Origin of the sequence: Polaromonas sp. (assembly GCF_029945895.1) — a bacterium.
Lineage (GTDB): Bacteria > Pseudomonadota > Gammaproteobacteria > Burkholderiales > Burkholderiaceae_C > Polaromonas.
Window position 1 is genome coordinate 1 of the sequence record NZ_JAQSDL010000025.1, and the last position, 21,692, is coordinate 21,692.

At 63.3% G+C, this 21,692-nt stretch carries 27 protein-coding genes; 24 read left to right on the forward strand and 3 right to left on the reverse strand.

From position 1 onward, the window contains the following. Positions 1-383: 383 nt before the first annotated feature. From PSV33_RS02825 to PSV33_RS02835, 3 genes are all read left to right on the forward strand, one after another. Positions 384-1,085, forward strand: a complete 702-nt coding sequence (locus PSV33_RS02825; RefSeq protein WP_300558396.1) for a GIY-YIG nuclease family protein — start codon at positions 384-386, stop codon at positions 1,083-1,085. Between the two features lie 152 nt (positions 1,086-1,237). Then, complete coding sequence (locus PSV33_RS02830; protein WP_300558398.1) at positions 1,238-1,819, forward strand: cold shock domain-containing protein; 582 nt, start codon at positions 1,238-1,240, stop codon at positions 1,817-1,819. A gap of 265 nt (positions 1,820-2,084) precedes the next feature. Then, the gene (locus PSV33_RS02835) at positions 2,085-2,417 is read left to right on the forward strand and encodes a PilZ domain-containing protein (RefSeq protein WP_300558401.1); all 333 of its coding nucleotides are present in this window, start codon (positions 2,085-2,087) and stop codon (positions 2,415-2,417) included. A gap of 28 nt (positions 2,418-2,445) precedes the next feature. Here the strand turns inward: PSV33_RS02835 and PSV33_RS02840 are convergent, their stop codons facing one another. After that, positions 2,446-3,231, reverse strand: a complete 786-nt coding sequence (locus PSV33_RS02840; RefSeq protein ID WP_300558404.1) for an SGNH/GDSL hydrolase family protein — start codon at positions 3,229-3,231, stop codon at positions 2,446-2,448. A gap of 202 nt (positions 3,232-3,433) precedes the next feature. On the opposite strand from PSV33_RS02840, the gene PSV33_RS02845 reads away from it, so the two are divergent. The 6 genes from PSV33_RS02845 (at position 3,434) to PSV33_RS02870 (ending at position 9,505) form a co-directional block, all read left to right on the forward strand. Next, positions 3,434-4,078 (forward strand): glutathione S-transferase, encoded by a 645-nt coding sequence (locus PSV33_RS02845; RefSeq protein WP_300558407.1) that lies wholly within the window; start codon positions 3,434-3,436, stop codon positions 4,076-4,078. Positions 4,079-4,319: 241 nt separating this feature from the next. Further along, a complete protein-coding gene (locus PSV33_RS02850) occupies positions 4,320-5,105 on the forward strand; it encodes a hydratase (protein WP_300558410.1) in 786 nt (261 codons plus the stop codon). Further along, positions 5,105-6,301 (forward strand): nitrate/nitrite transporter, encoded by a 1,197-nt coding sequence (locus tag PSV33_RS02855; RefSeq protein ID WP_300558413.1) that lies wholly within the window; start codon positions 5,105-5,107, stop codon positions 6,299-6,301. Before PSV33_RS02850 ends, PSV33_RS02855 begins: the two co-directional genes overlap by 1 nt. 204 nt (positions 6,302-6,505) lie before the next feature. Beyond that, positions 6,506-7,603, forward strand: a complete 1,098-nt coding sequence (gene dctP / locus PSV33_RS02860; RefSeq protein WP_300558416.1) for a TRAP transporter substrate-binding protein — start codon at positions 6,506-6,508, stop codon at positions 7,601-7,603. A gap of 7 nt (positions 7,604-7,610) precedes the next feature. Beyond that, the gene (locus PSV33_RS02865) at positions 7,611-8,183 is read left to right on the forward strand and encodes a TRAP transporter small permease subunit (RefSeq protein WP_300558420.1); all 573 of its coding nucleotides are present in this window, start codon (positions 7,611-7,613) and stop codon (positions 8,181-8,183) included. Then, on the forward strand, positions 8,180-9,505 hold the full coding sequence (locus PSV33_RS02870) for a TRAP transporter large permease subunit (protein WP_300558423.1): 1,326 nt from the start codon (positions 8,180-8,182) through the stop codon (positions 9,503-9,505). Before PSV33_RS02865 ends, PSV33_RS02870 begins: the two co-directional genes overlap by 4 nt. A gap of 20 nt (positions 9,506-9,525) precedes the next feature. Here the strand turns inward: PSV33_RS02870 and PSV33_RS02875 are convergent, their stop codons facing one another. Beyond that, complete coding sequence (locus PSV33_RS02875; RefSeq protein WP_300558426.1) at positions 9,526-9,966, reverse strand: universal stress protein; 441 nt, start codon at positions 9,964-9,966, stop codon at positions 9,526-9,528. Positions 9,967-10,072: 106 nt separating this feature from the next. Here PSV33_RS02875 and PSV33_RS02880 point away from each other — a divergent pair, with 106 nt between their 5' ends. The 14 genes from PSV33_RS02880 to PSV33_RS02945 all read left to right on the forward strand — a co-directional run bounded on the left by PSV33_RS02880 (position 10,073) and on the right by PSV33_RS02945 (position 18,279). After that, positions 10,073-10,624, forward strand: coding sequence for a hemerythrin domain-containing protein (locus tag PSV33_RS02880; RefSeq protein WP_300558428.1), 552 nt, complete (start codon positions 10,073-10,075; stop codon positions 10,622-10,624). Positions 10,625-10,734: 110 nt separating this feature from the next. Then, complete coding sequence (locus tag PSV33_RS02885) at positions 10,735-11,097, forward strand: translation initiation factor Sui1 (protein WP_300558431.1); 363 nt, start codon at positions 10,735-10,737, stop codon at positions 11,095-11,097. Further along, entirely contained in the window at positions 11,094-11,306 is a 213-nt protein-coding gene (locus tag PSV33_RS02890) for a DUF3820 family protein (RefSeq protein ID WP_300558434.1), read from the forward strand. Before PSV33_RS02885 ends, PSV33_RS02890 begins: the two co-directional genes overlap by 4 nt. A 93-nt stretch (positions 11,307-11,399) precedes the next feature. After that, the gene (locus tag PSV33_RS02895) at positions 11,400-12,032 is read left to right on the forward strand and encodes an FHA domain-containing protein (RefSeq protein WP_300558437.1); all 633 of its coding nucleotides are present in this window, start codon (positions 11,400-11,402) and stop codon (positions 12,030-12,032) included. Between the two features lie 305 nt (positions 12,033-12,337). Then, a complete protein-coding gene (locus tag PSV33_RS02900; protein WP_300558440.1) occupies positions 12,338-12,955 on the forward strand; it encodes a S24 family peptidase in 618 nt (205 codons plus the stop codon). A gap of 153 nt (positions 12,956-13,108) precedes the next feature. Continuing rightward, a complete protein-coding gene (locus PSV33_RS02905; protein WP_300558443.1) occupies positions 13,109-13,546 on the forward strand; it encodes a hypothetical protein in 438 nt (145 codons plus the stop codon). Beyond that, positions 13,543-13,800 (forward strand): hypothetical protein, encoded by a 258-nt coding sequence (locus tag PSV33_RS02910; protein ID WP_300558446.1) that lies wholly within the window; start codon positions 13,543-13,545, stop codon positions 13,798-13,800. The genes PSV33_RS02905 and PSV33_RS02910 overlap by 4 nt, the downstream gene beginning before the upstream one ends. A gap of 172 nt (positions 13,801-13,972) precedes the next feature. Further along, on the forward strand, positions 13,973-14,761 hold the full coding sequence (locus PSV33_RS02915; protein ID WP_300558449.1) for a DUF2726 domain-containing protein: 789 nt from the start codon (positions 13,973-13,975) through the stop codon (positions 14,759-14,761). 188 nt (positions 14,762-14,949) lie between these two features. Further along, a complete protein-coding gene (locus PSV33_RS02920) occupies positions 14,950-15,438 on the forward strand; it encodes a hypothetical protein (RefSeq protein WP_300558453.1) in 489 nt (162 codons plus the stop codon). Between the two features lie 95 nt (positions 15,439-15,533). Continuing rightward, positions 15,534-16,130: a CDP-alcohol phosphatidyltransferase family protein gene (locus PSV33_RS02925; RefSeq protein ID WP_300516825.1), complete on the forward strand. Its 597-nt coding sequence runs from the start codon at positions 15,534-15,536 to the stop codon at positions 16,128-16,130. A gap of 536 nt (positions 16,131-16,666) precedes the next feature. Continuing rightward, entirely contained in the window at positions 16,667-16,867 is a 201-nt protein-coding gene (locus PSV33_RS02930) for a hypothetical protein (protein WP_300558456.1), read from the forward strand. A gap of 110 nt (positions 16,868-16,977) precedes the next feature. Beyond that, positions 16,978-17,430 carry a hypothetical protein gene (locus PSV33_RS02935; protein WP_300558459.1) on the forward strand — a complete coding sequence of 151 codons (453 nt, stop codon included), beginning with the start codon at positions 16,978-16,980 and terminating at the stop codon, positions 17,428-17,430. 156 nt (positions 17,431-17,586) lie between these two features. Then, positions 17,587-17,790 (forward strand): hypothetical protein, encoded by a 204-nt coding sequence (locus PSV33_RS02940; RefSeq protein WP_300558462.1) that lies wholly within the window; start codon positions 17,587-17,589, stop codon positions 17,788-17,790. Between the two features lie 93 nt (positions 17,791-17,883). Continuing rightward, the gene (locus PSV33_RS02945) at positions 17,884-18,279 is read left to right on the forward strand and encodes a response regulator (protein ID WP_300558465.1); all 396 of its coding nucleotides are present in this window, start codon (positions 17,884-17,886) and stop codon (positions 18,277-18,279) included. A 138-nt stretch (positions 18,280-18,417) separates the two neighbouring features. Here PSV33_RS02945 and PSV33_RS02950 read toward each other — a convergent pair whose 3' ends face one another. After that, a complete protein-coding gene (locus PSV33_RS02950) occupies positions 18,418-18,747 on the reverse strand; it encodes a cupin domain-containing protein (protein WP_300516715.1) in 330 nt (109 codons plus the stop codon). Positions 18,748-18,879: 132 nt separating this feature from the next. Between PSV33_RS02950 and PSV33_RS02955 the strand changes: the two genes are divergently transcribed. Next, positions 18,880-21,690, forward strand: coding sequence for a 7TM diverse intracellular signaling domain-containing protein (locus PSV33_RS02955; RefSeq protein WP_300558468.1), 2,811 nt, complete (start codon positions 18,880-18,882; stop codon positions 21,688-21,690). Positions 21,691-21,692: the final 2 nt, after the last annotated feature.

A 21,692-nucleotide genomic window follows, 5' to 3' on the forward strand; every position in this document is an offset into this window, starting at 1 on the left:
ACAAACACAAGGCCGGCATCCAGTCCAACGTGTATGTGCAGAAGTGGGGTGTGCGTTTGCTGCCTGGCCTGTATGCCATGTACAACCCCATGCCGTATGAAGGGGCGCGCGACATGGAGGTGGAGTTGGGGATTGCGTTGCGGGAGTTGGGGTATGGGGTTTGGCAGGCTTAGAGTTGTCCTTTGGATCGCTGAAGCGACATGAGCGTTGCCGCCTCGTACAGAAGAGTGCGTCTTTCTAGTCCGATTGCAGGATGACGGGTTGTAGCCTGAGCTCGATACTTGGCATTTGCTGTATTTGTGCCCACCTGTTGGTAGTCGCTTTGCCGACAGATATTTCTAGCGGAATATCTTTACAACTGAATCACTTTTGACAAGAACACAATGAAGTCTCTACCCCTTGAATTCGAGCCGAATGCCTCCTTCTGCTACCGATTTGCTCGCTACCACCTTCTGCCAGAACTAGCCCAAGAACCTGAAGCTCTATCGCGTGAACCTTTCAAACTGAATCTTGTCATTAACAGAGTTTTGAACCGATATTTGACGGATGAGCAAATGGGTCTTACGTACCCAGCGCGGGACACTGAAGGGAAAATGCATCAGGTTGGCGCAGCCATTCGGTTTTTCGTTTCTCTTCGCGCAAAGCGAGGGTCGGAATCACCATTTGTTTGGATGGGGCAGTCCGGGATGTATCGCCTGAAGTCAGACTCGGAGTTGACGCAGGAAGCTGCCGAGGACGTAGACAACGCCGTTGAGGAGCAGGTCGACGTTGAATTCAACGGGTGGATATATGCTTTCACTTTCCCTGCAATTAAGAAAAGCAAGGAGCCATTTCCAATCAAGGTTGGGCTTACCACCGCTGCTGACGTAGAGACCCGTGTATTTGGACAATGTCGGGGTGCAGGATACTTCGAGAAACCAGAAATCCTCGGTCGGTGGCCGGTCAAACGGGTTGCCCAAGTTGAAGATGCCATTCATGCCGTTCTTAAAGCAAGAGGGCGTTGGAAAGAAGATGCGCCTGGAGATGAGTGGTTCATTACCACCATTGACGAAGTGCAATCTATCGTTGGCTTTATTAACCCGTAAGAAGGTGGCGAGTGTCTTGGCTATTTGTGTACTGACGCCAACGTTCGAAATAGGAACGGCGCGGATTTTTGTTGAGGATCTTCACAATCGAAGTCTCGCGATCACGTGAACACCCCAGCGTCGATGAATCAAACCCAATAGAAGCCCCACCCATGCGCTTCGAAGGCACCCTCAAAAGCTGGAACGACGACAAGGGCTTTGGCTTCATCAGTCCCAGCCAGGGCGGGCAGGACATCTTTGTCCACATTTCCGAATACCGGCGCGGTGGCCGACCGGTGCTGAACGAGGCGCTGACCTTCGAGGTGGCGCTCAATCCCCAGGGCAAAAAACGCGCGATGAATGTGCAGGGTTTGGGTGCGCAGCATGCCGCGTACCAGCCCGACCGCAGCAGCCGCCCGGTGCGCATCAGCCGTTCGGGCAATTCGCCCGGCGGTGCTTTGAAGACCGTGGTGGGCGTGCTGCTGGTGGCGGCACTGGGTTGGCAGGCTTATGCGTATTACCAGAAGGTGGCGCCAGCCCATCGTGCCAGTGAAGCAACGTCGCCCGCCAGCCAACCCTTGCTGGACCTGGCGCCTTCGCGTGCCGCTACAGCTTCCTATGTCTGCGACGGCCGCCAGCATTGTTCACAGATGACGTCCTGCGCCGAAGCCACGTATTTCCTGAAAAACTGCCCAGGTACCAAGATGGACGGCGACCACGATGGTGTGCCCTGCGAAGACCAGTTGTGCAGGTAGTCGCGACCTCGCTGTATTTGATCTGCTATCAATAGCAGAGCTGCTGGCGCCCGACAGACAGGGGCTGCAGGCCGTTTTGACCTTCAACTTTGGTGGACTGGCCGCAGCGCGGGCCTGGCACTGCAAGGTGGCAGGCGCCGGCTGTGGGCCCGCTGTGGGCCCGCTGTCCGACATGCAACGTGTTACCTCGCCTACACGAGCGTCGTGATCTGGCCCTAAATTCGAGCTTACGTCCGCTGTGCGGACATCAGCAGGAACACAAGTCATGGACATTTCCCTGGGCGGCGAGAAGAAGGCGTCTGTGAGCAAGGCGCAGGCAACGGAGCAGCGGGCGGCACAGCGTTTTGGTGTGGCGCTGCGCCTGACGGTCGACGGTGACGAGGGCGCGACCCATGACCTGAGCGCGACCGGGCTGTACTTCCAGTCGGACCGCAGTTATGAAGTTGGCGCCAATATGGAACTGGTGCTGGAGTTTCCACGCACCGGCCGTGTGCACCCGCTGACCTGCGAGGCACAGGTGGTGCGGGTAACACCTGCCGGCGACGGCTTCAACATTGCCGTGCGCCTGTTGACGCCGCTGTTTCCCGACCGGGCGTAGCCCCTCAGGCTCAAGCCGCCCTGGCCGCTCAGGCCAGGCCGATGTTTTTCAGCGCGGGCTTCCAGCACTGCATGACTATCTTTTTGAAACCCGAGCCCTTGGGGTGCAACTCGTTGGCCCAGTCGCCGGGGCCTAGCGTGCCGCGGCTGTCCACCACGTGCAGGTGGGCGGGGTCCATTTTCGTGATGTTGTCCAGCACCTTGTAGAAAGCGTCCAGCAGGTAGACCACGCAGGCCTGGTGCAGCTCGGGCTTGACACCGGCGGCCGTCAGCGCGGGTTGCAGCCAGCCGTCCTTGCCGAACACGCCCTTGCCGTCCGGGATCGCATAGTCGTAGGTGTGCATGACGATCAGGCAGTTCAGGGGGGTGCGGGTGTAGACCACACCAATCAGCTTGCGGTAATAGGTGTCCATGCGGTCCAGAAACCCCTGCAGACCCTGCGCGCCACCGCGAAAGCAGCCGTTGGCCGTGGTTTCGCCCGAGCAGCTGTCCTTGAGCAGCGGCCGCATGTCGTTGAAGCCGGCGAAGTCGTTGCCGCCGCCGCTCAGGAACACGGCCGACAGGCCTGCGCCGTACAGCTTGAGTGTGCTGCGCACGCTGTCGGCGTATTTGCCGTCCACATAGTCAAAGGCTTCGGCGCCGTTCATGCCCTTGGCCAGAATGACGTGGCTTTTGGGCGCCACGATCTGGCCCAGGTAGTTGGTCAGGCTGCCCCCGAAGAAGGGGTACCAGAACCACGAGTCGCCGATCGCCAGGATGGTCGGGTTGGCGCCGTCGGCCTTCATTTGCGTTTCGTCCCAGTAGTAGTTGCTCATGGTGTTTCCAGTCAACGAAGTGGATGAGGAGAAAATACTCGCGCTGGCGCCGCTGGCTGTCGTCCCACAATTGGAGGAGAAAGCGGCAGAAGTCACACAGATCGGCGGGGTGGCACCGGGTGGCCGGCGGCTGTCACCGCCGTTGCATGCCGGGCGCGCCGGGCGGCATAAACTCGGAGCCATCTTTCCAGGAGACAACACCATGCTTACCCTTTGCGGCTTTCCCGTGTCCAACTACTACAACAAGGTCAAACTCGCGCTGCTTGAAAAAGGCGTGCCTTTTGCCGAGGAACATGCCGCCACGCACAGCAAGGACGAAGCCATCCTCGGCGCTTCGCCGCTGGGAAAAATTCCGTTCATCCGTACCGAGCACGGCGGGCTGTGTGAGAGCCAGGCCATCCTGGACTACATCGAAACCACCTACCCGCAGTCGCCGCTGCTGCCGGCCGATGCCTTTGCCGCCGCCAAGGTGCGCGAGCTCACCACCTTCATCGACTGGCACCTGGAGATCGTCGCGCGCCAGTTGTATGGCGCGGCGTTTTTCGGTGCCGAGCCGCTGAGTGAGGGCAACCTGGCGCGCATCCGCAAACAGCTGGAGGCCAACATTGCCGCCTTCAAAAAGCTGGCGAAGTTTTCGCCCTATGTGGCCGGCGACACTTTCACCCAGGCCGACTGCGCCGCCTTTGCCAGCCTGCCGCTGGTGGGCATGGCCAGCAAGATCGCGTTTGGCGAAGACCTGCTGCTGGCCGGCGGGGTGGACTACAAGGCGTATGTCAAGCTTATCGGCGAGCGGCCTTCGGCCCAGAAAGTGGTGGCTGACCGCAAGGCCGCGCAGACCAAGGCCTGAGCAGGGACCGGCAAGCGATGATGGCGTTTGAACAGCTGATGGCGCAAGCCGTCTACCTCGTCTACCGCGTCGGCGGCTACGCGCTGCTGAACCTGGTGGAAGACCCGGCGCTGCTGGCCATCATCTTCTGCTGACTATCAAAATAATAGCTGGTGGCGCCCGTATCTATTGGGCTGACGGCTGTTTTTGCATGTAATTCTTTGACATGCGGAATCCGGCCACCCGCGTTAAGCTCGACCCCATGACGCCTGAGCAACTTCTCCACCATCACGACCATGCCGGTTTCTGGCCCGCCGCCTCGGGTCTGGACGTGCCTGCGGCTTATCAACGCGCGCTGGCGGTGCGGCAGTTGCGCATGGACCGCGGCGAACAGCCGCGCGGCTACAAGGTGGGTTTTACCAATCGCAGCATCTGGCCGCGCTACCAGGTGTTTGGACCGATCTGGGGCACGGTCTGGGACACCACCTTGTCGTATTGCGAAGGGCAGGGCGAGGTGTCGCTGGCGGGAACCTGCCAGCCGCGGCTGGAGCCGGAAGCGGTGTTCGGCATGGCCGCGACGCCCCCTGTGAATGCCTCGCTTGACGATTTGTTTGCCTGCATCGCCTGGGTCGCGCCCGGTTTCGAGATCGTGCAGTCGCACCAGCCCGGCTGGAAATTCGTGGCGGCCGATACCGTGGCCGACGGTGCGCTGCATGCGCGCCTGCTGGTAGGCGCACGGGTGCCGGTGGCCACGCTGGCCAGCGATGCGCAGGCCCTGGAGCAAAAGCTGGCCGGGGCACACATCACGCTGTCTTGCGGCGGGCGGCAGGTGGACCAGGGCGTGGGTGCGAATGTGCTCGACGGCCCGTTGCATGCGCTGCAGCATTTCCTGCAGGAGCTGCGCAGCTGCCCCGGTGCGCCCGAGCTGCAGCCGGGCGACGTGGTGACCACCGGCACCTGGACCGATGCCTGGCCGGTGGCGCCGGGCGAGACCTGGACGGCGGCGTTTGATGCACCACTGTCCGGTCTGAGCGTCAGGTTCCGCTGATGGCGGGCGCCGTTCCCCGGCGCATCCTGCCGGTCATCGTGCTGTCGCAGTTTGCCGGCACCTCCCTGTGGTTTGCGGTCAATGCCGTCATGCCCGACCTGCAGCGCGCCTGGGGCTTGCCGCCGGGCGCGGTGGGCATGTTGACCTCGGCGGTGCAGCTCGGCTTTGTGGCGGGCACGCTGGTGTTTGCCTTGCTGATGCTGGCCGACCGTTTTGCACCTTCACGCGTGTTCCTGATCTGCTCGCTGCTCGGTGCGGCGCTCAACGCCGCCACCGTGGGGGTGCAGGGCGACTTCACGCTGTTGCTGGCCTTGCGTTTTGGTGTTGGGTTTCTGCTGGCCGGCATTTACCCGGTGGGCATGAAGATCGCGGCGAGCTGGTACCGCGAACGCCTGGGCGCGGTGATGGGTGTGCTGATAGGCGCGCTGGTACTCGGCACGGCCTTGCCGCACGGTTTGCGTGCGCTGGCCGGTGACGCGGGCCTGCCGGCATTTGCAGGGGGCGGCTCGCCCTGGCAGGCGGTGGTGCTGGGCGTGTCGCTGCTGGCCACGCTGGGTGGCCTGGCCACGGCCTGGCTGGTGCCGGAGAGCCCGTACCTGCTGCGCGGCGCGCGCATCACGCCGCGGGCGCTGGGCCTGATCTGGACCGACCGGCGCCTGCGCGCGTCGGTGTTTGGTTACTTCGGCCACATGTGGGAGCTGTATGCCTTTTTTGTGCTGGTGCCGCTGATCGTGGCAACCCGGCTGGCCGGCACGTCGGTGAGCGCCGCGGCCTTCTGGATCATTGCGGTCGGCAGCGCCGGCTGCGTGGGTGGCGGCCTGCTGGTGCGGCGTTTCGGCAGCGCACGTGTGGCGCAAGTTCAACTGGCCGTCAGCGGCGCCTGCTGCGTGGTCGCACCGTTGATGCTGGCCGCGCCCTTGCCGTGGTTCATGGCCTGGATGCTGCTCTGGGGCGTGACGGTGTCGGGCGACTCGCCGCAGTTCTCCACCCTGACTGCGCAGAACGCGCCGCCTGCGGTGGCCGGCAGCGTGCTGACCTTTGCCAATTGCATCGGTTTTGCGATCTCGGTGCTCAGCATCGAAGTTTTCGTGCGGGCCACGCAGGCCTGGCCCTTGGCGGTGGTGCTGCCCTGGCTTGCCCTTGGGCCAGCCCTGGGTCTGCTGATGGTCAGGCCGCTGCTGCGCAGACGCGGCTGACGCGGCTGACGCGGCTGACGAGCCTTGCGTTCGAGCCCCTTGTCGGGGCTGGTCTACGGGCTGTAGTGGGCGCCCTACACACTGAAAAGTTGGGTGTTTCGCTACCTTGCCGTGGCACGCTGTTTGCATGCTAACCCTTTGCACAACCGACCGGTTGCGCAGCAGATGCTGGCTCATCAGCTTATCTACACCAAGGAATATCGCATGACCTCCACAAGACGTTCACTGCTCAGTCAGGCATCCATTGCTGCGGCTGCCGGAACCGCGCTCGGCTTTCCCATGATTGCCCGCGCCCAGCAGAATTTCAGCTGGAAGATGACCAGCGCCTATGGCAAGGGTTCACCGTTTTACATGGAAGGGCCGGGCAGTGCGACCGACCTGGCCAAACGCATCGACGTCATGTCGGGCGGGCGCCTGAAGATCCAGGTGTTTGGTGCGGGCGAGCTGATTCCGGCGCTGGAAGGTTTCGACGCGGTGCGTGCAGGCACCGTCGAGATGAACCATGCCAACAGCTACTTCTGGACCGGCAAGACCTTTGCCGCGCAGTACTTCACGGCCGTGCCGTTTGGACTGAACTTCCAGGGCATCAACGGCTGGCTCTACGACGGCGGCGGCCAGCAGCTCTGGAACGAGGTGTATGCACCCTTCGGCATGGTGGCCATGCCTTGCGGCAACACCGGTGTGCAGATGACGGGCTGGTTCAAGAAAGAGATCAAATCGAGCGCCGACCTCAAGGGCCTGAAGATGCGTATCCCCGGCCTGGCCGGACGTGTCTATGCGGCGCTCGGCGTGGACGTGAAACTGCTTCCCGGTGGCGAGATTTTCCCGGCGCTCGAGCGCGGTGTGATCGACGCGGCCGAGTTTGTCGGCCCCTTCCAGGACCGCAAGCTGGGCCTGCACAAGGCAGCCAAATACCTCTACACCACCGGCTGGCACGAGTCGGCCACGGTGTCGGAACTGCTGATCAACAAGGCCGCCTGGGACAAGCTGCCCAAGGACCTGCAGGCCGTGGTCGAAAACGCTTCGGCCGCCTGCAATGTCATCAGCGAAGCCTGGTGCCAGCGCAACAACGCCGAAGCCATGGACGACCTGGTGAAAAACCAGGGCGTGATCGCCAAGCCGCTGCCCGACGAGGTGCTCAAAAAGCTGCGCGAGGTCACCAACCAGGTGCTGGCCGAAGCCGTAGCCAAGGATGCAATGACCAAAAAAGTGCACGACTCCTACATGGCGTACAAAAAGAAGTACGACGCCTGGGCCGGCTACAGCGAAGGGCCGTACCACAACAAGATCCTGACGGCCTGAGCCGGTCATGACAGTTGCAAAAAATGCCGGCGCCTCCGGGGGCGCTGTGGGGCCTGCGCGCGCCTTCGTGGCGCGCGTTGAACAGGTGGTGGATCTGATCGGCCGCGCGGCCTCCTGGCTCACGCTGGCCATCGTGGTGCTGATGTCCATCGACGTGCTGATGCGTTACGCCTTCAGCATCGGCTCGGTCTGGGCGCAGGAGCTTGAGTGGCATCTGCTGGCGCCACTGGTGCTGTTTGGCATGACGTACGCGCTGCTCAAAGGTGAACATGTGCGCGTTGACGTGTTCTATGCACGTTACTCGCCGCGCATGCAGGCGGCAGTCGATTTGCTGTCGGCGCTGCTGGCCGTCGCCATGGCGGCACTGGTGATTCGTTACTCGATTCAGTTCGTGAGCCAGTCCTATGTGATCAACGAGATTTCGTCCGACCCTGGCGGGCTGACACACCGCTGGATGCTCAAGGCGCTGATCCCGGTCGGCTTTGCGGTGTTTGGCCTGATGGCGGCGGCGCAGGGTGTGGGCGCTGCCCTGCGCCTGTTTGGCCCGCAACCCGCGACGACCCCGGAGGCCGCGCCATGAGCATGAACGAATGGCTGGCAATTGGCCTGCTGATCGGCTTTTTCCTGATGCTGATGGGCGGCATCCCGGTCGGCATCACGCTGGCCGCCAGTGGCTTCATCTTCGGCTTCATGGGTTTCGGCGAGTCGCTGTTCAACCTGCTGCCGGCGCGTATTTACGGCGTGGTCGCCAACTACCAGTGGCTGGCGATTCCGCTGTTTGTCTTCATGGGCGTGATGCTGGAGAAATCGCGCCTGGCCGAGGACCTGCTTGACGTGATCGGCCACCTGGCCGGCGGGCTGCGCGGCGGCATGGCGCTGGGCATCATCGGCGTTGGCGTGTTGATGGGGGCGACCACCGGCATTGTCGGCGCCACCGTGATCACGCTGGGCCTCTTGACTTTGCCGACCCTGCTGCGGCGTGGCTACGACCCAGCGATCTCTTGCGGCGCGATCTGCGCCTCCGGCACGCTGGGGCAGATCATTCCACCCAGCCTGGTGCTCATTTTGCTGTCCGACATCATGCAGTTGTCGGTGGGCACATTGTTTGCCGCCGCCGTGCTGCCAGGCCTGATGCTGGCCGGGCTGTATGTGAGCTGGATCGTGGTTTACGGCATGATCCGGCCCGATTCGATGCCGCCGGTGCCGCAAGCTGAGCGTGACGCGGTGTCGCGCGCTCAGCTCTGGCTGCGCGTGCTCAAGGTGGCGCTGCCGCCGCTGGCGCTGGTGCTGTCGGTGCTGGGCTCCATCATTGGCGGCATTGCCGCGCCGACCGAGGCGGCTTCGATGGGTGCGCTGGGCTCCATCCTGGTGGTGGCGCTGGCGCGGCGGTTGTCGCTGGCGGTGCTGCGCGACGTGATGCAGACGACGACACGCATCTCGGCCATGGTGCTGTTCATCCTGATCTGTTCGCAGGTCTTCAGCCTGGCGTTTCGCGGGCTGCAGGGTGAAAAGCTGATCGAGGATCTGTTCGCGTTTTTGCCGGGCGGCATCAACACCGCGGTCTGGTTCCTGATGGGTCTGATCTTCGTGCTCGGTTTTTTCATTGAATGGATCGAAATCAGCTACATCGCGGTGCCGCTGTTTTTGCCGATCTTCGCGGCCGCCGGTGTCGACATGGTCTGGCTGGCGATGATGATCACCATCAACCTGCAGACATCCTTCCTCACGCCACCGTTCGGCTGGGCGCTGTTTTTCCTGCGCGGCGTGGCGCCGCCAGGCGTGACCACGCGCCACATTTACCTGGGCGTGATTCCGTTTGTGGTGTTGCAGATCCTGGGCATCGTGCTGGTGTTTTTCTTCCCGGCGATTGCGACCTGGCTGCCCAAGGCCATCGGCTGGTAGGCGGCCGTAACCGCAGCCGCTCAGCGCGCGATCAGCACCGGCACCGGCGACTCGGCCGCCACCTTGGCGGCCACGCTGCCCAGCATCAGCCGGACGATGCCGGTGCGGCCGTGGGAGCCCATGACCACGAGGTCTGCGCCTTCGTCCTTGACCGTCTGGACAATGCCGTTGGCGGCGGACACGTTTTCGGCCATGCGCGCTTCGAGCTTGACGCCCGCGCCCGGTGCACCGCACAGCGCCGCGACCTTGGCATGGGCCTGCGCGGCGTGTTGCTGGGCAGCGGCCATATAGGCCTGAACGCCCAGCGGGTTGGTCTCGCCGATGCTCAGGTAAGGGTAGGGGTCCACAACGTACAGGGCGGTGAGTCTGGCGCCGTGCGTACGCGCCAGGTTGACGGCCAGTTGGGCCGCGTGGGCGGATGCTTCGGAGCCGTCGGTCGCCAGAAGAATGTTCTTGAACATGGGAGCCTTGTCTGGTGATGAACAGGCCCTTATCTTGCTGGGGTGCGCGGCCGCTTTGTTGATGTGCATCAAGCCGGGCGCACAGACGCCCCCCTATATTGGCGGCATGAAAACCCATCCTGCCGCGCACGACCCGGGCCATTCCAGCGAGCCGCTGACCGGTTTTTCCCTGTGTCATCTGGGCATTCTGTCCAAGCTTCAGGCCTTTGCGGAACTGCCTGCGCTCCAGGCGGCGGCGGCCCAGGCGCGAACCATTGCCACCGACACGCTGGCCCTGTTCCACCATGCTGTGTACGAGCACCACGCGGACGAGGAGCGTGAGCTTTTTCCGGCCGTGTTGCGCAGCGCGGCCCGGGGCCAGGAGGCCGATGAAGTCCAGACCATGGTGCAACGCCTGACGGCGCAGCACCGTCAGATCGAGGCGATGTGGAAAAAGCTGGAGCCTTCCGTCAAGGCCGCGGCGAAGGCCCAGTCTGTCGATCTGGACCTCGATGCCGTGGAAGAACTGGTGCACGCCTATTCCTCGCACGCGCGTTTCGAGGAAGAGTTTTTCCTCCCACTGGCCGAGACCATTCTCGGCCGCGACGGCAACCACATGCAGGCGCTGGGCCTGTCGCTTCACTTGCGGCACACGCCGCAGCCCGTCGGCCACATCTGAGGGCGGTGACACGCCGGCTTGCCGGTGATTCCTGTCCGCATCGCTGTACGATAGCCGGTGGTGCCCGGGGCGATCCGCCCGGAGGCAGTTCCTTTCTATCGGTGCATTCCATGAAAAGTCATTCAAGCCCCGGCGGACTCGTTTACTCGACCGAGGCCGGTCGCATGTGCCCGGCTTGCCGCAAGGCGCTGGCCCAGTGCGTGTGTCGCCAGACGCGGCCGCTGGCCCCGTCCGACGGCATTGTCCGGGTGTCGCGCGAGACCAAAGGCCGTGGCGGCAAAAGCGTGACCGTGGTCAAGGGACTGGCCTTGCAGGACGCCGCGCTGGTTCTTGTCGGCAAACAGCTCAAGACGGCCTGCGGCTCCGGTGGCACGGTCAAGGACGGCGTCATCGAAGTGCAGGGCGACCATGCCGCGCTCGTGGTGGACTTGCTCACCCGGCAGGGCTGGACCGTCAAGCGCGCGGGTGCATGAAGCCAGAAGACCTGCAACTGCTGGTGACGCGCGAGATGCCTTTCGGCAAATACAAGGGGCGGCTGATCGCCGACCTGCCGGGCAATTACCTCGCCTGGTTCGCCCGCGAGGGTTTTCCCCGTAACGAGCTCGGTCGCTTGCTGGCACTGATGCTCGAAATCGACCACAACGGGCTGTCCGCCTTGCTGCAGCCCCTGCGCAGGCGCTGACAGGGGGCTTGTTTCCGGGCAGCGCCAGGCATACGATGGCCAGGCCGTTGCGTGAAAGTCGCGCAAACGGACTGGAAGCAGCAGGGAGGCCTTATGCCGCAGTTGATCGCATCGGTTGAGGGGGTCGAAATCAAGCATGTCCACCTGCGCAGGGACCGGACCACGCTGGGCCGGCGGCCCCACAACGACATTGTGTTCAACAACCTGGTGGTCAGCGGTGACCACTGTGTGTTTGAACTGGTGGGGCTGGCCGACGTGTATGTCGAAGACCTGCATAGCACCAACGGCACCTATATCAATGGCAAGATGATCAAGTCGCGGCAATTGCTGCATGACAACGACATCATCGCCATCGGAAACTTCAGGATCCAGTACCTCTCGGCCTCGGAAGATTCCGGCTACCACGAGACCGCGGCGATGAAGCTCGAGGGGCACGGCGCACCGGGCGGGGCGGGCACCCTGCACGCCAGTTTCAAGGTGCTCTCGGGTTCCTCGGCCGGACTGGAGGTGCCTGTGGTCAAGGCGGTGACCACCTTCGGCAAGCCCGATGTCAGCGTCGTGGCCGTCTCTCACCGGCGCTACGGCTACTACGTGGCGCACATGGCCGGCGAGGCCTTGCCGACACTCAATGGCCGGCCGATCGGTGCCGACGCGGTGCCGCTGGCCCACAACGACGTGCTGGAGCTCGCGGGAACCAGCATGCAGTTTTTGCTCAAGGACGGTTAGTTGCCTGTCCGGGGCCCTATTCCGGGGTGATTCCTTACATTTTTGATATTAATACAAAAGATTGACAGGGTTTTGTAGACCTTTTTTTGTGTAATTTCATGCCCAGATTCTTCAGCAACACCAAGAAGAATCAACAAGAAGAACAACAGCAGGCTACGCACAGAGCTTGTTTGGAAGGCGCCGGCAGGGCGCCTGTTTCAAGCCTTTTCACGGTCACTGTGCACCGCAGCTGCGTTCCGCGGGGGCGCTGAAATTTCTATCTATAGACAAATTTTCTATCGAGGCGAGAGCCTAACCTCTAGACTATGAGTGTTCACACATTAATCAGGGAAGGCCGCAAACGGCTGGGCATGAGCGAGCAGCAGTTTGCTGACGCTGCAGGCGTCAGCCGCGGGGCCGTACAACAATGGGAAAGACCAGGCGGCACCGCGCCAAAACGTTCCAACCAGCGCAGGGTGGCGGAGTTGCTTGGCGTTTCCGTGGCGGAGTTGATCTCTGGGGGGTCCAATGTCAGCCCGGGCTTTGACGTGAGGGCTGAAGTGCCGCTGATCTCGGAAGTGCAGGCCGGAAATTACACGGTGATTGACAACTTCAACCCCAGGGACGGACTGGAAATGGTGCCGGTGACGGTCGTTATCAAGCGCCACACCTTTGCGCTGCGGGTCCAGGGGGACAGCATGGTGGGCACCAACCTAGACTCCTTCCCGGAGGGCTCCCTGCTGATTGTGGAGCCTGAAATGCAGGCTATTCCGGGCGATTATGTGATTGCACTGAACGGCGAAAATGAGACGACCTTCAAGCAGCTCATCAGGGATGGTGGCGAGCTTTTCCTCAAACCGCTCAACGTGCGCTACCCCATCCGTCCCCTGGGGAATGCAGAGATCATCGGCGTGGTGCGCGAATTCACCAAGAAATTCCGTTAGCCATGCGGGCTGGTGCAGGCCGCTGACCAGCGCGCCGGGCTTCGTCATGAAGCAATTGCCGGTTGGACGCATCGGGAAAAATAAGTTTCCTTTTAGATAGAAAAATCATCTTTTCCCCCAGATTTGGTTAGACTCCCCCGAAAAGGGGTACGTGTGTTCGATGATTTGGCGGAGCTGGTCGTTCTGGGGCTCTTGCTGCTGGTATCTGTGGCCGGCGCCTGCGGACTGCTTGACAGAGGCCATCGGCGGCGCGATGCCCTGCGCAGCCTGAGTGCCCCCAGCCAGTGGCCGATCACGGCGCGTGAGCTGGTAACGCCGGATGAACATGAAGTCTGGCAGTGGTTGCGCGGAGTTTTTGCGGACTACCACGTCATGCTGAAAATTCCGCTGGTGCGCTACACCGCGCCCACCACCCCCGCAGAAAGCAAGGTCTGGCACAAGCGCCTGAGCGGCGTCTACTGCACGTTCACCGTCTGTGGCGCGGATGGAACCGTGATCGGCTGCGTGGACGTCGTGGGCGCAGGCGACAGTGACAGGGCGCACTGGTACGTCAAGGAATCGGTTCTGGGCAATGCGGCATCCCCTATGTGATGGTCAGCTGCGGCAAGCTGCCGGCGGGTGAGAGCCTTCGCACGGCTTTCATCGGGCAGATCGAGTTGAGCGGGACGGCCTCGACCGACCCCCTGGCCCCGGAAGCACTGGCCGGCAGCGGATCGCTGGAGCTGACGGCCTTCGACCCGATGGATGCTTCGCCAATCAAGCCGGCGCACGATCATCTGCACGCCAGCCTGGAGCAGCAGCGCCGGCCACGTGTTTTCCCCCCGGCAGGAGTCATCAATTCCTGAGCGCCGCCAGGCAGCCGCTGCGACAGTGCCGCCCGCGCTGCGCCGCTGCTTCCGAGCTTCATTTGGTAACCGTTCCCGCGGCCCTGCTTTGACCGGCGGGGTGTTTGTGACTTATGCTGGCTGCCAGAGGCGGGCTTGATCCGCCAGCCTGTCCACACAAGAAGGAGATACCGTGAACCTGTCCACATGGCTGATGACTGCGCTGGGCCTCTTGCTGGGCGTCGGGCTGGGGGTTCTGGCGCATTGGGGCTGGTCACGCCGGCGCGTCGAACGCAAGCTGCGCCTGCCGGCACGCTGGCTGCTCAATGCCCGTGGCCTGATGACCAGCGAGGAGCAGGAGGTGTGGAAGTGGCTGCGCACGGCGTTTGCGGACCATGCGGTGATGATCAAGGTGCCCGTCATGCGTTTCACGATTCCAAGCACCAAAAACCGGCCCGAGAACAAGGACCAGAACTGGCACGAACTGCTGGAGGGGGTTTACTGCAGCTTCACCGTCTGCACGCTGGACGGCAAGGTGGTCGGCTGTGTCGATGTGCCGGGCAAGCGGGGCCTGACCAAGGCGCAGAAGGACATGAAGGAAAGCCTGTTGCTGGAATGCGGCATTGGCTACACCACGGTGCGCAGCGGGAGTATGCCCACCGGCGGCGCCATGCGGGCGGCATTTCTGGGCGAAGTTCCGATGTCGGAGGCCGAAGCCGACGAGACCCGGGGCGGCGACAGCAGCTTTCATGCGGCGCTCGACGAGTTCACCAGCGAAAAGGTGCGCGCCGCCAAGGCTGCTGCGCTCAAGGAGCTCAAGGACAAACAGGCCGCCGACACCGACCCGCGGGAGAAAAGCCGCAACGTCGGCTTCAACCCCGAAGGCACCGGGTCCTTCATGACAGGTGACAAGCCGGGCCGTTTTGCGACTCCCTGGGAAGACTCCTTCACCCTGCCGGCAGACGGCTCGCGAGGCAGGTAGTCCGGACGCAGGCAGGGGCAGCGCCCCGACCCTTTCCAGGCGGCCACGGCCGCCTTTTTTGTGGCCGCTGAAAGACCCGTCCTACAGACAGTCGCGTACGTGGCGCTAACCAGCGGGGGTGATCTCCCTCAGGCCGGCCGCGCCCGTCTGCCTAGACTGAGGCATCTTTCACCGTTCAGGAACACCACATGATCACCACCAACCTCATTTTCCGCGCACGCCACGCCTGGGCCGGCCTGGGGCTGTCCCTGCTCATGGGCGCGGCCCTGGCGCAGGCGCCCATCACGGCGACCGGCACCACCGGCATTGATGCCTCGGGCAACGCTCAGAAGGAGCGCGCTGCCTGCATGGAGGGCCGGTCCCAGCAGGACCAGGCCACCTGCCTGAGGGAAGTCAACAATGCCGGGGCTGAAAAACGCAGCGGCAAGATGGACAACAGCGGCGCCCAGTTTGAAGCCAATGCCCGCCTGCGCTGTGAAGCGCTCACGGGCGAAGACCGCGTGGCCTGCGAAGCCCGCGTCATTGGTTACGGCAATGCCAGCGGCAGTGTCGCCGGCGGCGGGGTGATTCGCGAGGTCGAAACCGTGGTTGTGCCGGCGGGCGCCACATCGGTGCGTATCGAGCCGCAGACCAATGCGCCGGTGCTGCTGGTACCGGTTCCTGTGCCGCAAAAATAAGTAAAGTACGGCATGGCAGGCCACCAGGCTGGCCGGACCGACACGATCACCGATGAAAGCAGGCGCCCTTGACTGACAAGCCCAGACATTTTTCCATGTTGCGCGAGTTTCACCTCGCAGACTTTCTCACGCTGTGTAATGCGGCCTGCGGAGTGGCGGGTGTTTTTCTGGCGATGCTGTACGCGGTGGAGGGTGCCAAGGCCTGGTTTTATGCGGCCGCGGCGATGGCCCCGGCGGCCTTCATCTTCGACGTGCTGGACGGCCGCGTGGCACGCTGGCGCAGCCAGCATTCGGCGCTGGGGCGTGAGCTTGATTCGCTGGCTGACATCATTTCATTTGGTGTGGCTCCTGCCGCGCTGGCGTTTGCGGCGGGTCTGCGTGGCGGCTGGGACTGGATCGCGCTGATCTACTTTGTCTGTTGCGGCGTGAGCCGGCTGGCACGGTACAACGTCACGGCCGAAACGCTGTCGGCAGGTGCCGACAAGGTGGCCTATTTCGAGGGCACACCGATTCCTACCAGTGTGCTGCTGACCGCCTTGCTGGCCGTGGCTGCCTGGCAGGATCGCCTGGGTGACCAGCTCTACGGCGGCGTCTGGATGCTCGGTCCCTGGGCGTTGCACCCTCTGTCCCTGCTGTTCGTGTTGTCCGGCACGCTGATGCTGAGCAAGACGCTGCGTATCCCCAAATTCTGAGTCCCGCGTCGGTGGTCCTTGTCATGAAGCAAAATCGGTCTTCGGCCCTTGTGTGGATTGCGCAAGTAGCTATCAAAAAGTGAGCGATGGCGCGCTACCGGTCGCTGTGTCGGCCGTCACTGACAGGGCCTTTCAGATTCCGCCTATGGAAAAAGCGTGGCATTTCATCAAAAATAGAGGCATGCCAATCGTTACAGATGCCATCCCACCGAAGTCTTCCGGGCTGTCCGCTACACCGCGGCGGTGTGTGTGGGGTTCGGGTGGCCCATGTCTCATCGGTATCAGCGGGCACCGCCGCGGTAGCCGCGCTGGCGACCGCAGGTGCTCCGGTGTCATCCTGGATCACTGCTTTTTGACGACCATGTCGGCCACCCACCGTTCCCACCCTTCCGAAAATGGCGAGCCGCTCTCGCCTGGCGGGAAGACCGTGCCGGCGCCTGCCGAGTTTCCGGTGGAGCCCGACCTCGGGCCCGTGCCCCCGCCGGCGCACCCGGAAGAACCCGGAACGGTTCAACCCCCGATTTAAGGTCCGGCCCATGACTGCTCCCCTCACCAAAGCGCAGGAAGCCCTGGCCGACTACGACGAGGCGCGGGCGGACTACATGCGTTTTCTGAGCATGGACCCGCCTGACTACAAAGCGGTCAACGACGCCATGGTGGCCATGGACGAAGCCCACATCCGCTTCAAGGTGGCGATGGGCGACTCGGACCCGCCTACCCATCTCCGTCCGCTGTAGCCGCCTTGGGCTTTCGTCGCCCATCACCAGCCGAGACCCCAGCTTCGTCCCGGTGCATACAATCGTTGCTTCACGCCACGGCCGCCCGGCCACCTACTGAAAGCCCCCCAGTGCAAGACTGCTTTGACGACATTGCCAAATTCAAGGCAGTGCTGGCGGACCATGGGGTTCCTGGCGCGCTGGCCTTCCTGAACCGCCGCTCGCCGCACCGCTACACGGCCATCTACAAGCTCGACGGCGATGTGATGCTGAACGTCGGTATTTACGACCGGCTGGGCCAGGTGGCCTCTCCCTTGCCCCCCACGCCCCGTGACCACTCGCTTTGCAGTTTTGTGGAAGCCAGCCAGGCCTTTGTCAGCGAGGATGTCCTGACCGACCCGCGCCTGGCCGCCCACTTCCAGCGTGGGCGGATCAATGCCTACGTGGGCTTGCCGCTGTCTCGCGGTCCGCGTCATCTCTACGGCACCCTTTGCCAGATGGACCCCGAAGCCCGGCACCTGCCTGAAGGCGAGTACCGCTTTCTGGAAATGGTTGCGCCGCTGCTGCTCGATCACCTGGACTGATGCAGTAGCCCCCCGGCGGCGGCCGGGTAGGTGGCCTCCGACATCCGGAGATTGAGTTGACCTATGCCAAAGTCGGGCCGGCCCGCCCATAGTGAGTTCCATGTGGGGCCCGGATCGGCCGACCCTGCACTGTGTACCCACCAAGCCGGAGATGACATGCAGGCACACCTCACCAGCTCTCACATTCGCCCCACCGTGGCCTTGGCCGACTACGATTTTCTTCGCGCCACTTACGACATGCTGCTGCGCGCACCCGTGCCCGACCAGCGTGCCATCGACGCGGCCTTCGCCGCGCTGGACGCGGCCCACGCGCGCCTGAAGGCAGCCCACTTGCAGCGGGTGTTTGGCCTGTTGAACTAGGATTTCCATGGCCACCGCGTCCGCATTTTGCCGACAGCCCGTTCCGGCCCATGGTGGCCCCGTCCCTTCTGACCCGTGAAAGCAGGAAAACCCTTGGCGCTCATTACCTATCTCGTTGAGGACAACCAGACCATCCTCGCCAACCTGATCGACACGCTGGAAGAGATCGCGTCGGTCACCGTGGTCGGTCATGCCGCCACCGAAGTCGAAGCCACGCGCTGGCTCTCGCTGCATGACGGGCAGTGGCAACTGGCCATCGTCGACATGTTCCTGCGCGAGGGCAGCGGCCTGGGGGTGCTGGCCGGCTGCCGCAAGCGCGAGCCCCACCAGAAGGTGGTGGTGCTGACCAATTTCGCCACGATCGATATTCGGCAGCGCAGTCTGGCGCTGGGCGCCGATGCGGTGTTCGACAAGTCCAACGAACTCGACGAGTTTTTTGCCTATTGCATTGCCGAAACCGCCCGGGACCTGCCGCTGCCGGAGACCTGAGATCTCAGGCCCGGGCTTGCCGCCGCAGCCAGTGGTTTTTTGCTAAAAACAGCTTGCAGCCCTTGCCTGGAGAGCGCAGGCAGCTATCAAAAAAGTAGCATCCGGCCTTGACGACCTGGCCGTGCCGGGGCGCGCGGTTCAGGGATTCAGCAAGATGGTGACCAGCAGCGAAGCGTCCGTGGTGGCCTGCAGCGCATGCGGCTCGCCGCCGGGCAGGGCCATCAGCTCGCCGGGGCCGAGCGTGCGCGAAAGTCCGGGTGTGCTGACGACGGCCTGCCCCTCAAGGCAATGGATGGTGATTTCCCCGGAGACCTGGTGTTCGGGCACGTTCTGGCCGGCTGCCAGCACCAGACGCATCAGCTGAAGTTTTCCTGTCTTGAGCAGGCTGTGGGTTTTCACATCCGGCAGCTTGCCGGCAAGGGGCTGCACGTTGATGACATCAAGCGGCTGCGCGTGGTCCAGGGCCATGGTGTTTTCCTTCGGGGTTGCCTGTCACACTAACCAGCCCCGACGCGTTTGTCCATAGGCAGGGTTCGCCAGCTTCCACGCCAGGTCCGGCGTAGGATAATGGGCGCCAAAAAGGGGCTTTGCGCCACCCACATGCCTGAACTCCTGTGTTTCCGACACCTTGTCCGCCCGCGTCTGGCGCTGCGCGGGTTGCTGCTGGTGCTGGCGCTGCTGATGTTTCCCGTGCTGCATGCGCAGGGCGGCACGCTGGTGATCGGCCAGGACGGCCGCTACCCCTTGTCGCGCGCCTTCATGGTGCTGGAAGACCGTGGTGGCCAGCTGACCCTGGACGAGGTGCTGCAGCCGGGCCAGCAGGCGCGCTTCAGGCCCGTGGCCCAGAGCGGGTCGGCCACCAATTTCGGCTTGACCTCGTCGGCCTTCTGGCTGCGCGTCACGCTGCAGGCGCGGACCGATACACCGGCGCCCTGGCTGCTGGAGCTCGGCTATCCGGCGATCGACCGGCTGGACCTCTACACACAGAACCCCCGTGGCGGGTTTGACCACCAAAGGGGTGGGGATCTGCTGCCTTTTGCCAGCCGGGCCGTGCCCCACCGCAATCATGTGTTGCCGGTGACGCTGCAGCCCGGTGCGGATACCCTGCTTTATCTCCGTGTCCAGTCGGAGGGAACCGTGTCGGCCCCGACCTCCCTGTGGCAGCCCGGGGCACTGTGGCAGCATGACCAGCAGGAGTACGCGCTTCTCAGCCTCTACTTCGGCCTGCTGGTCGGCCTGCTGCTGTACAACCTGCTGCTGTATTTTTCCGTGCGCGACCGGGCGTACCTGATTTATGTCGGTTTTGTCGGTGGCATGGCCGTGTCGCAGGCCGCGTTGACGGGACTGGGCGGGCAGTTTCTTTGGCCTGGACAAACCTGGTGGAACAGCGTGTCGCCGCCGGTGGGCATGGCCACCGCGGCCGCGTTCGGGCTTTTGTTCGCCCGCAGGTTTCTCGACACTGCCCTGCGCATGCCGCGCATCAACCGCGTGATGCAGGTCCTGACCGGCGCGTGGCTGCTGACGCTGCTGGCCGGGCTGCTGCTGCCCTACACGGTTTCATCGTGGATGGTGACCGTGCTGGCCATCGTCAGTGTCCCGGTGGTTGTGCTGGCCGGCGTGCTCAGTGTGCTGCAGAAATTTCCCGGCGCGCCTTATTTCCTGACCGCCTGGACGGTGCTGCTGCTGGGGGTGGCGACTTTTGTGCTCCACAACACGGGCATCCTGCCTTCCAACCTGCTGACCTCCAATGCCCTCCTGATCGGTTCGGCGCTGGAGATGGTGCTGCTTTCCTTTGCGCTGGCAGACCGCATCAATGTCGCGCTGGCTGAAAAGGAAAAGGCCCAGGCCGCCAGCCAGGCCGACCATGCCATGGTTGAAGCCCTGCGCCAGTCGCAGGAGCGTTACCGCGCCGTGCTGCAGGAGCGCGAAACCATTCTTGCAAACTCCATCGTCGGCATCGCGTTCCTGACGCCGGAAGGGCGCTTTCGCTGGGCCAACCAGGCCATGCTCGAGATTTTTGCCGCCGGCGACCAGCCGCTGACCTCGATGGAGCCGTTCTACCTGTCGCGCGAGGACTACCTGCGCGTCGGGGGAGAGGTGGCGGCCTGCATCCGGGCGGGGCAGGCTTATGCGACCGAGATCCAGGTCCGCCAGCGCACCGGTACGCATATCTGGATTTCCCTGTCCGGCAAGGCCGTCAGCCCGCGCGACCTGACGCAGGGCACGGTGTGGGTGATGACGGATATCACCCGGCGCAAGGAGCTGGAAGCCGAGCTGATACGGACCTCGTCGGAGCGGGAAGCCATCCTGAACAGCGCGCTGGTCGGCATCGTGTTGTCGGTGGCGCGCCGGCTGGAGTGGGTCAACGCCAAGTTCGCCGAGATGATGGGCTACACGCGCGAGGACCTGATCGGCCATTCGGCCCTGCAGCTGCACACGGACGCCGCAGCGTGGGAAAACTTCGGGCATCGCGCGCACGAAGCCCTGAGAACCGCCGGCACCTATACCTGCGAGCAGCAGTTTCGGCGGCGCAGCGGCGAGTTGTTCTGGGTGCAGGCGGGCGGCAGCTGCCTGCAGCCGCTGGACCCGGAGGCAGGTGTGATCTGGACTTTTCTTGACATCACCGAACGCAAGAAATCGGAGCAGGATACCCGCGAGGCGCTGCAGCGCCAGCGGGAACTCAACGAGCTGCGCAGCCGTTTTGTGGCCATGACCAGCCACGAGTTCCGCACGCCACTGGCAAGCATCCTTTCATCCGGGGAAATCCTCAAGCATTACGGCGAGCGCCTGCCCGCGCCCGAGAAGGCGGAAGTGCTCGACACCATCGCGGCCAGCGTTCAACGCATGACGCGCATGCTCGATCGCGTGCTGCTGATCGGCAAATCCGACGCCCAGATGCTGGAGTTCGAACCCCGGCCTCTGGATCTTGAAAAACTCTGCCAGCAGCTGATCCAGGAAGCGCGCACCCTGCAGCCTGACAGCCTGTGCGAACTGCGCCTGGTGTTTACGGCCACGGGCGAGACCGGGCTGCATGACGAAAAACTTCTCAGGCACATCCTGGGCAACCTGCTGTCCAACGCCGTCAAGTACTCGCCACTGGGCGGTGTTGTGCTGTGCCGTGTCTTTCTGGCCGACCAGCACCTGGTGCTGGAAGTGTCGGACAACGGCATCGGCATTCCTGCCGATGAAGTCAACCACCTGTTCGAGTCCTTTCACCGCGCCAGCAATGTCGGCGCGATTCCCGGCACCGGCCTGGGACTGGCGATTGTCAAGAACGCGGTGGACCTGTACGGCGGCACGATCGAGGTCAGCAGCCTGGTGGTCCCGGCGGGTTCGGGCACCTGTTTCACGGTGCGGCTGCCGCTGCAGGTCCAGACGCAGGACGTGCTGGTGCAACCCGCCTTGCTGTAGCC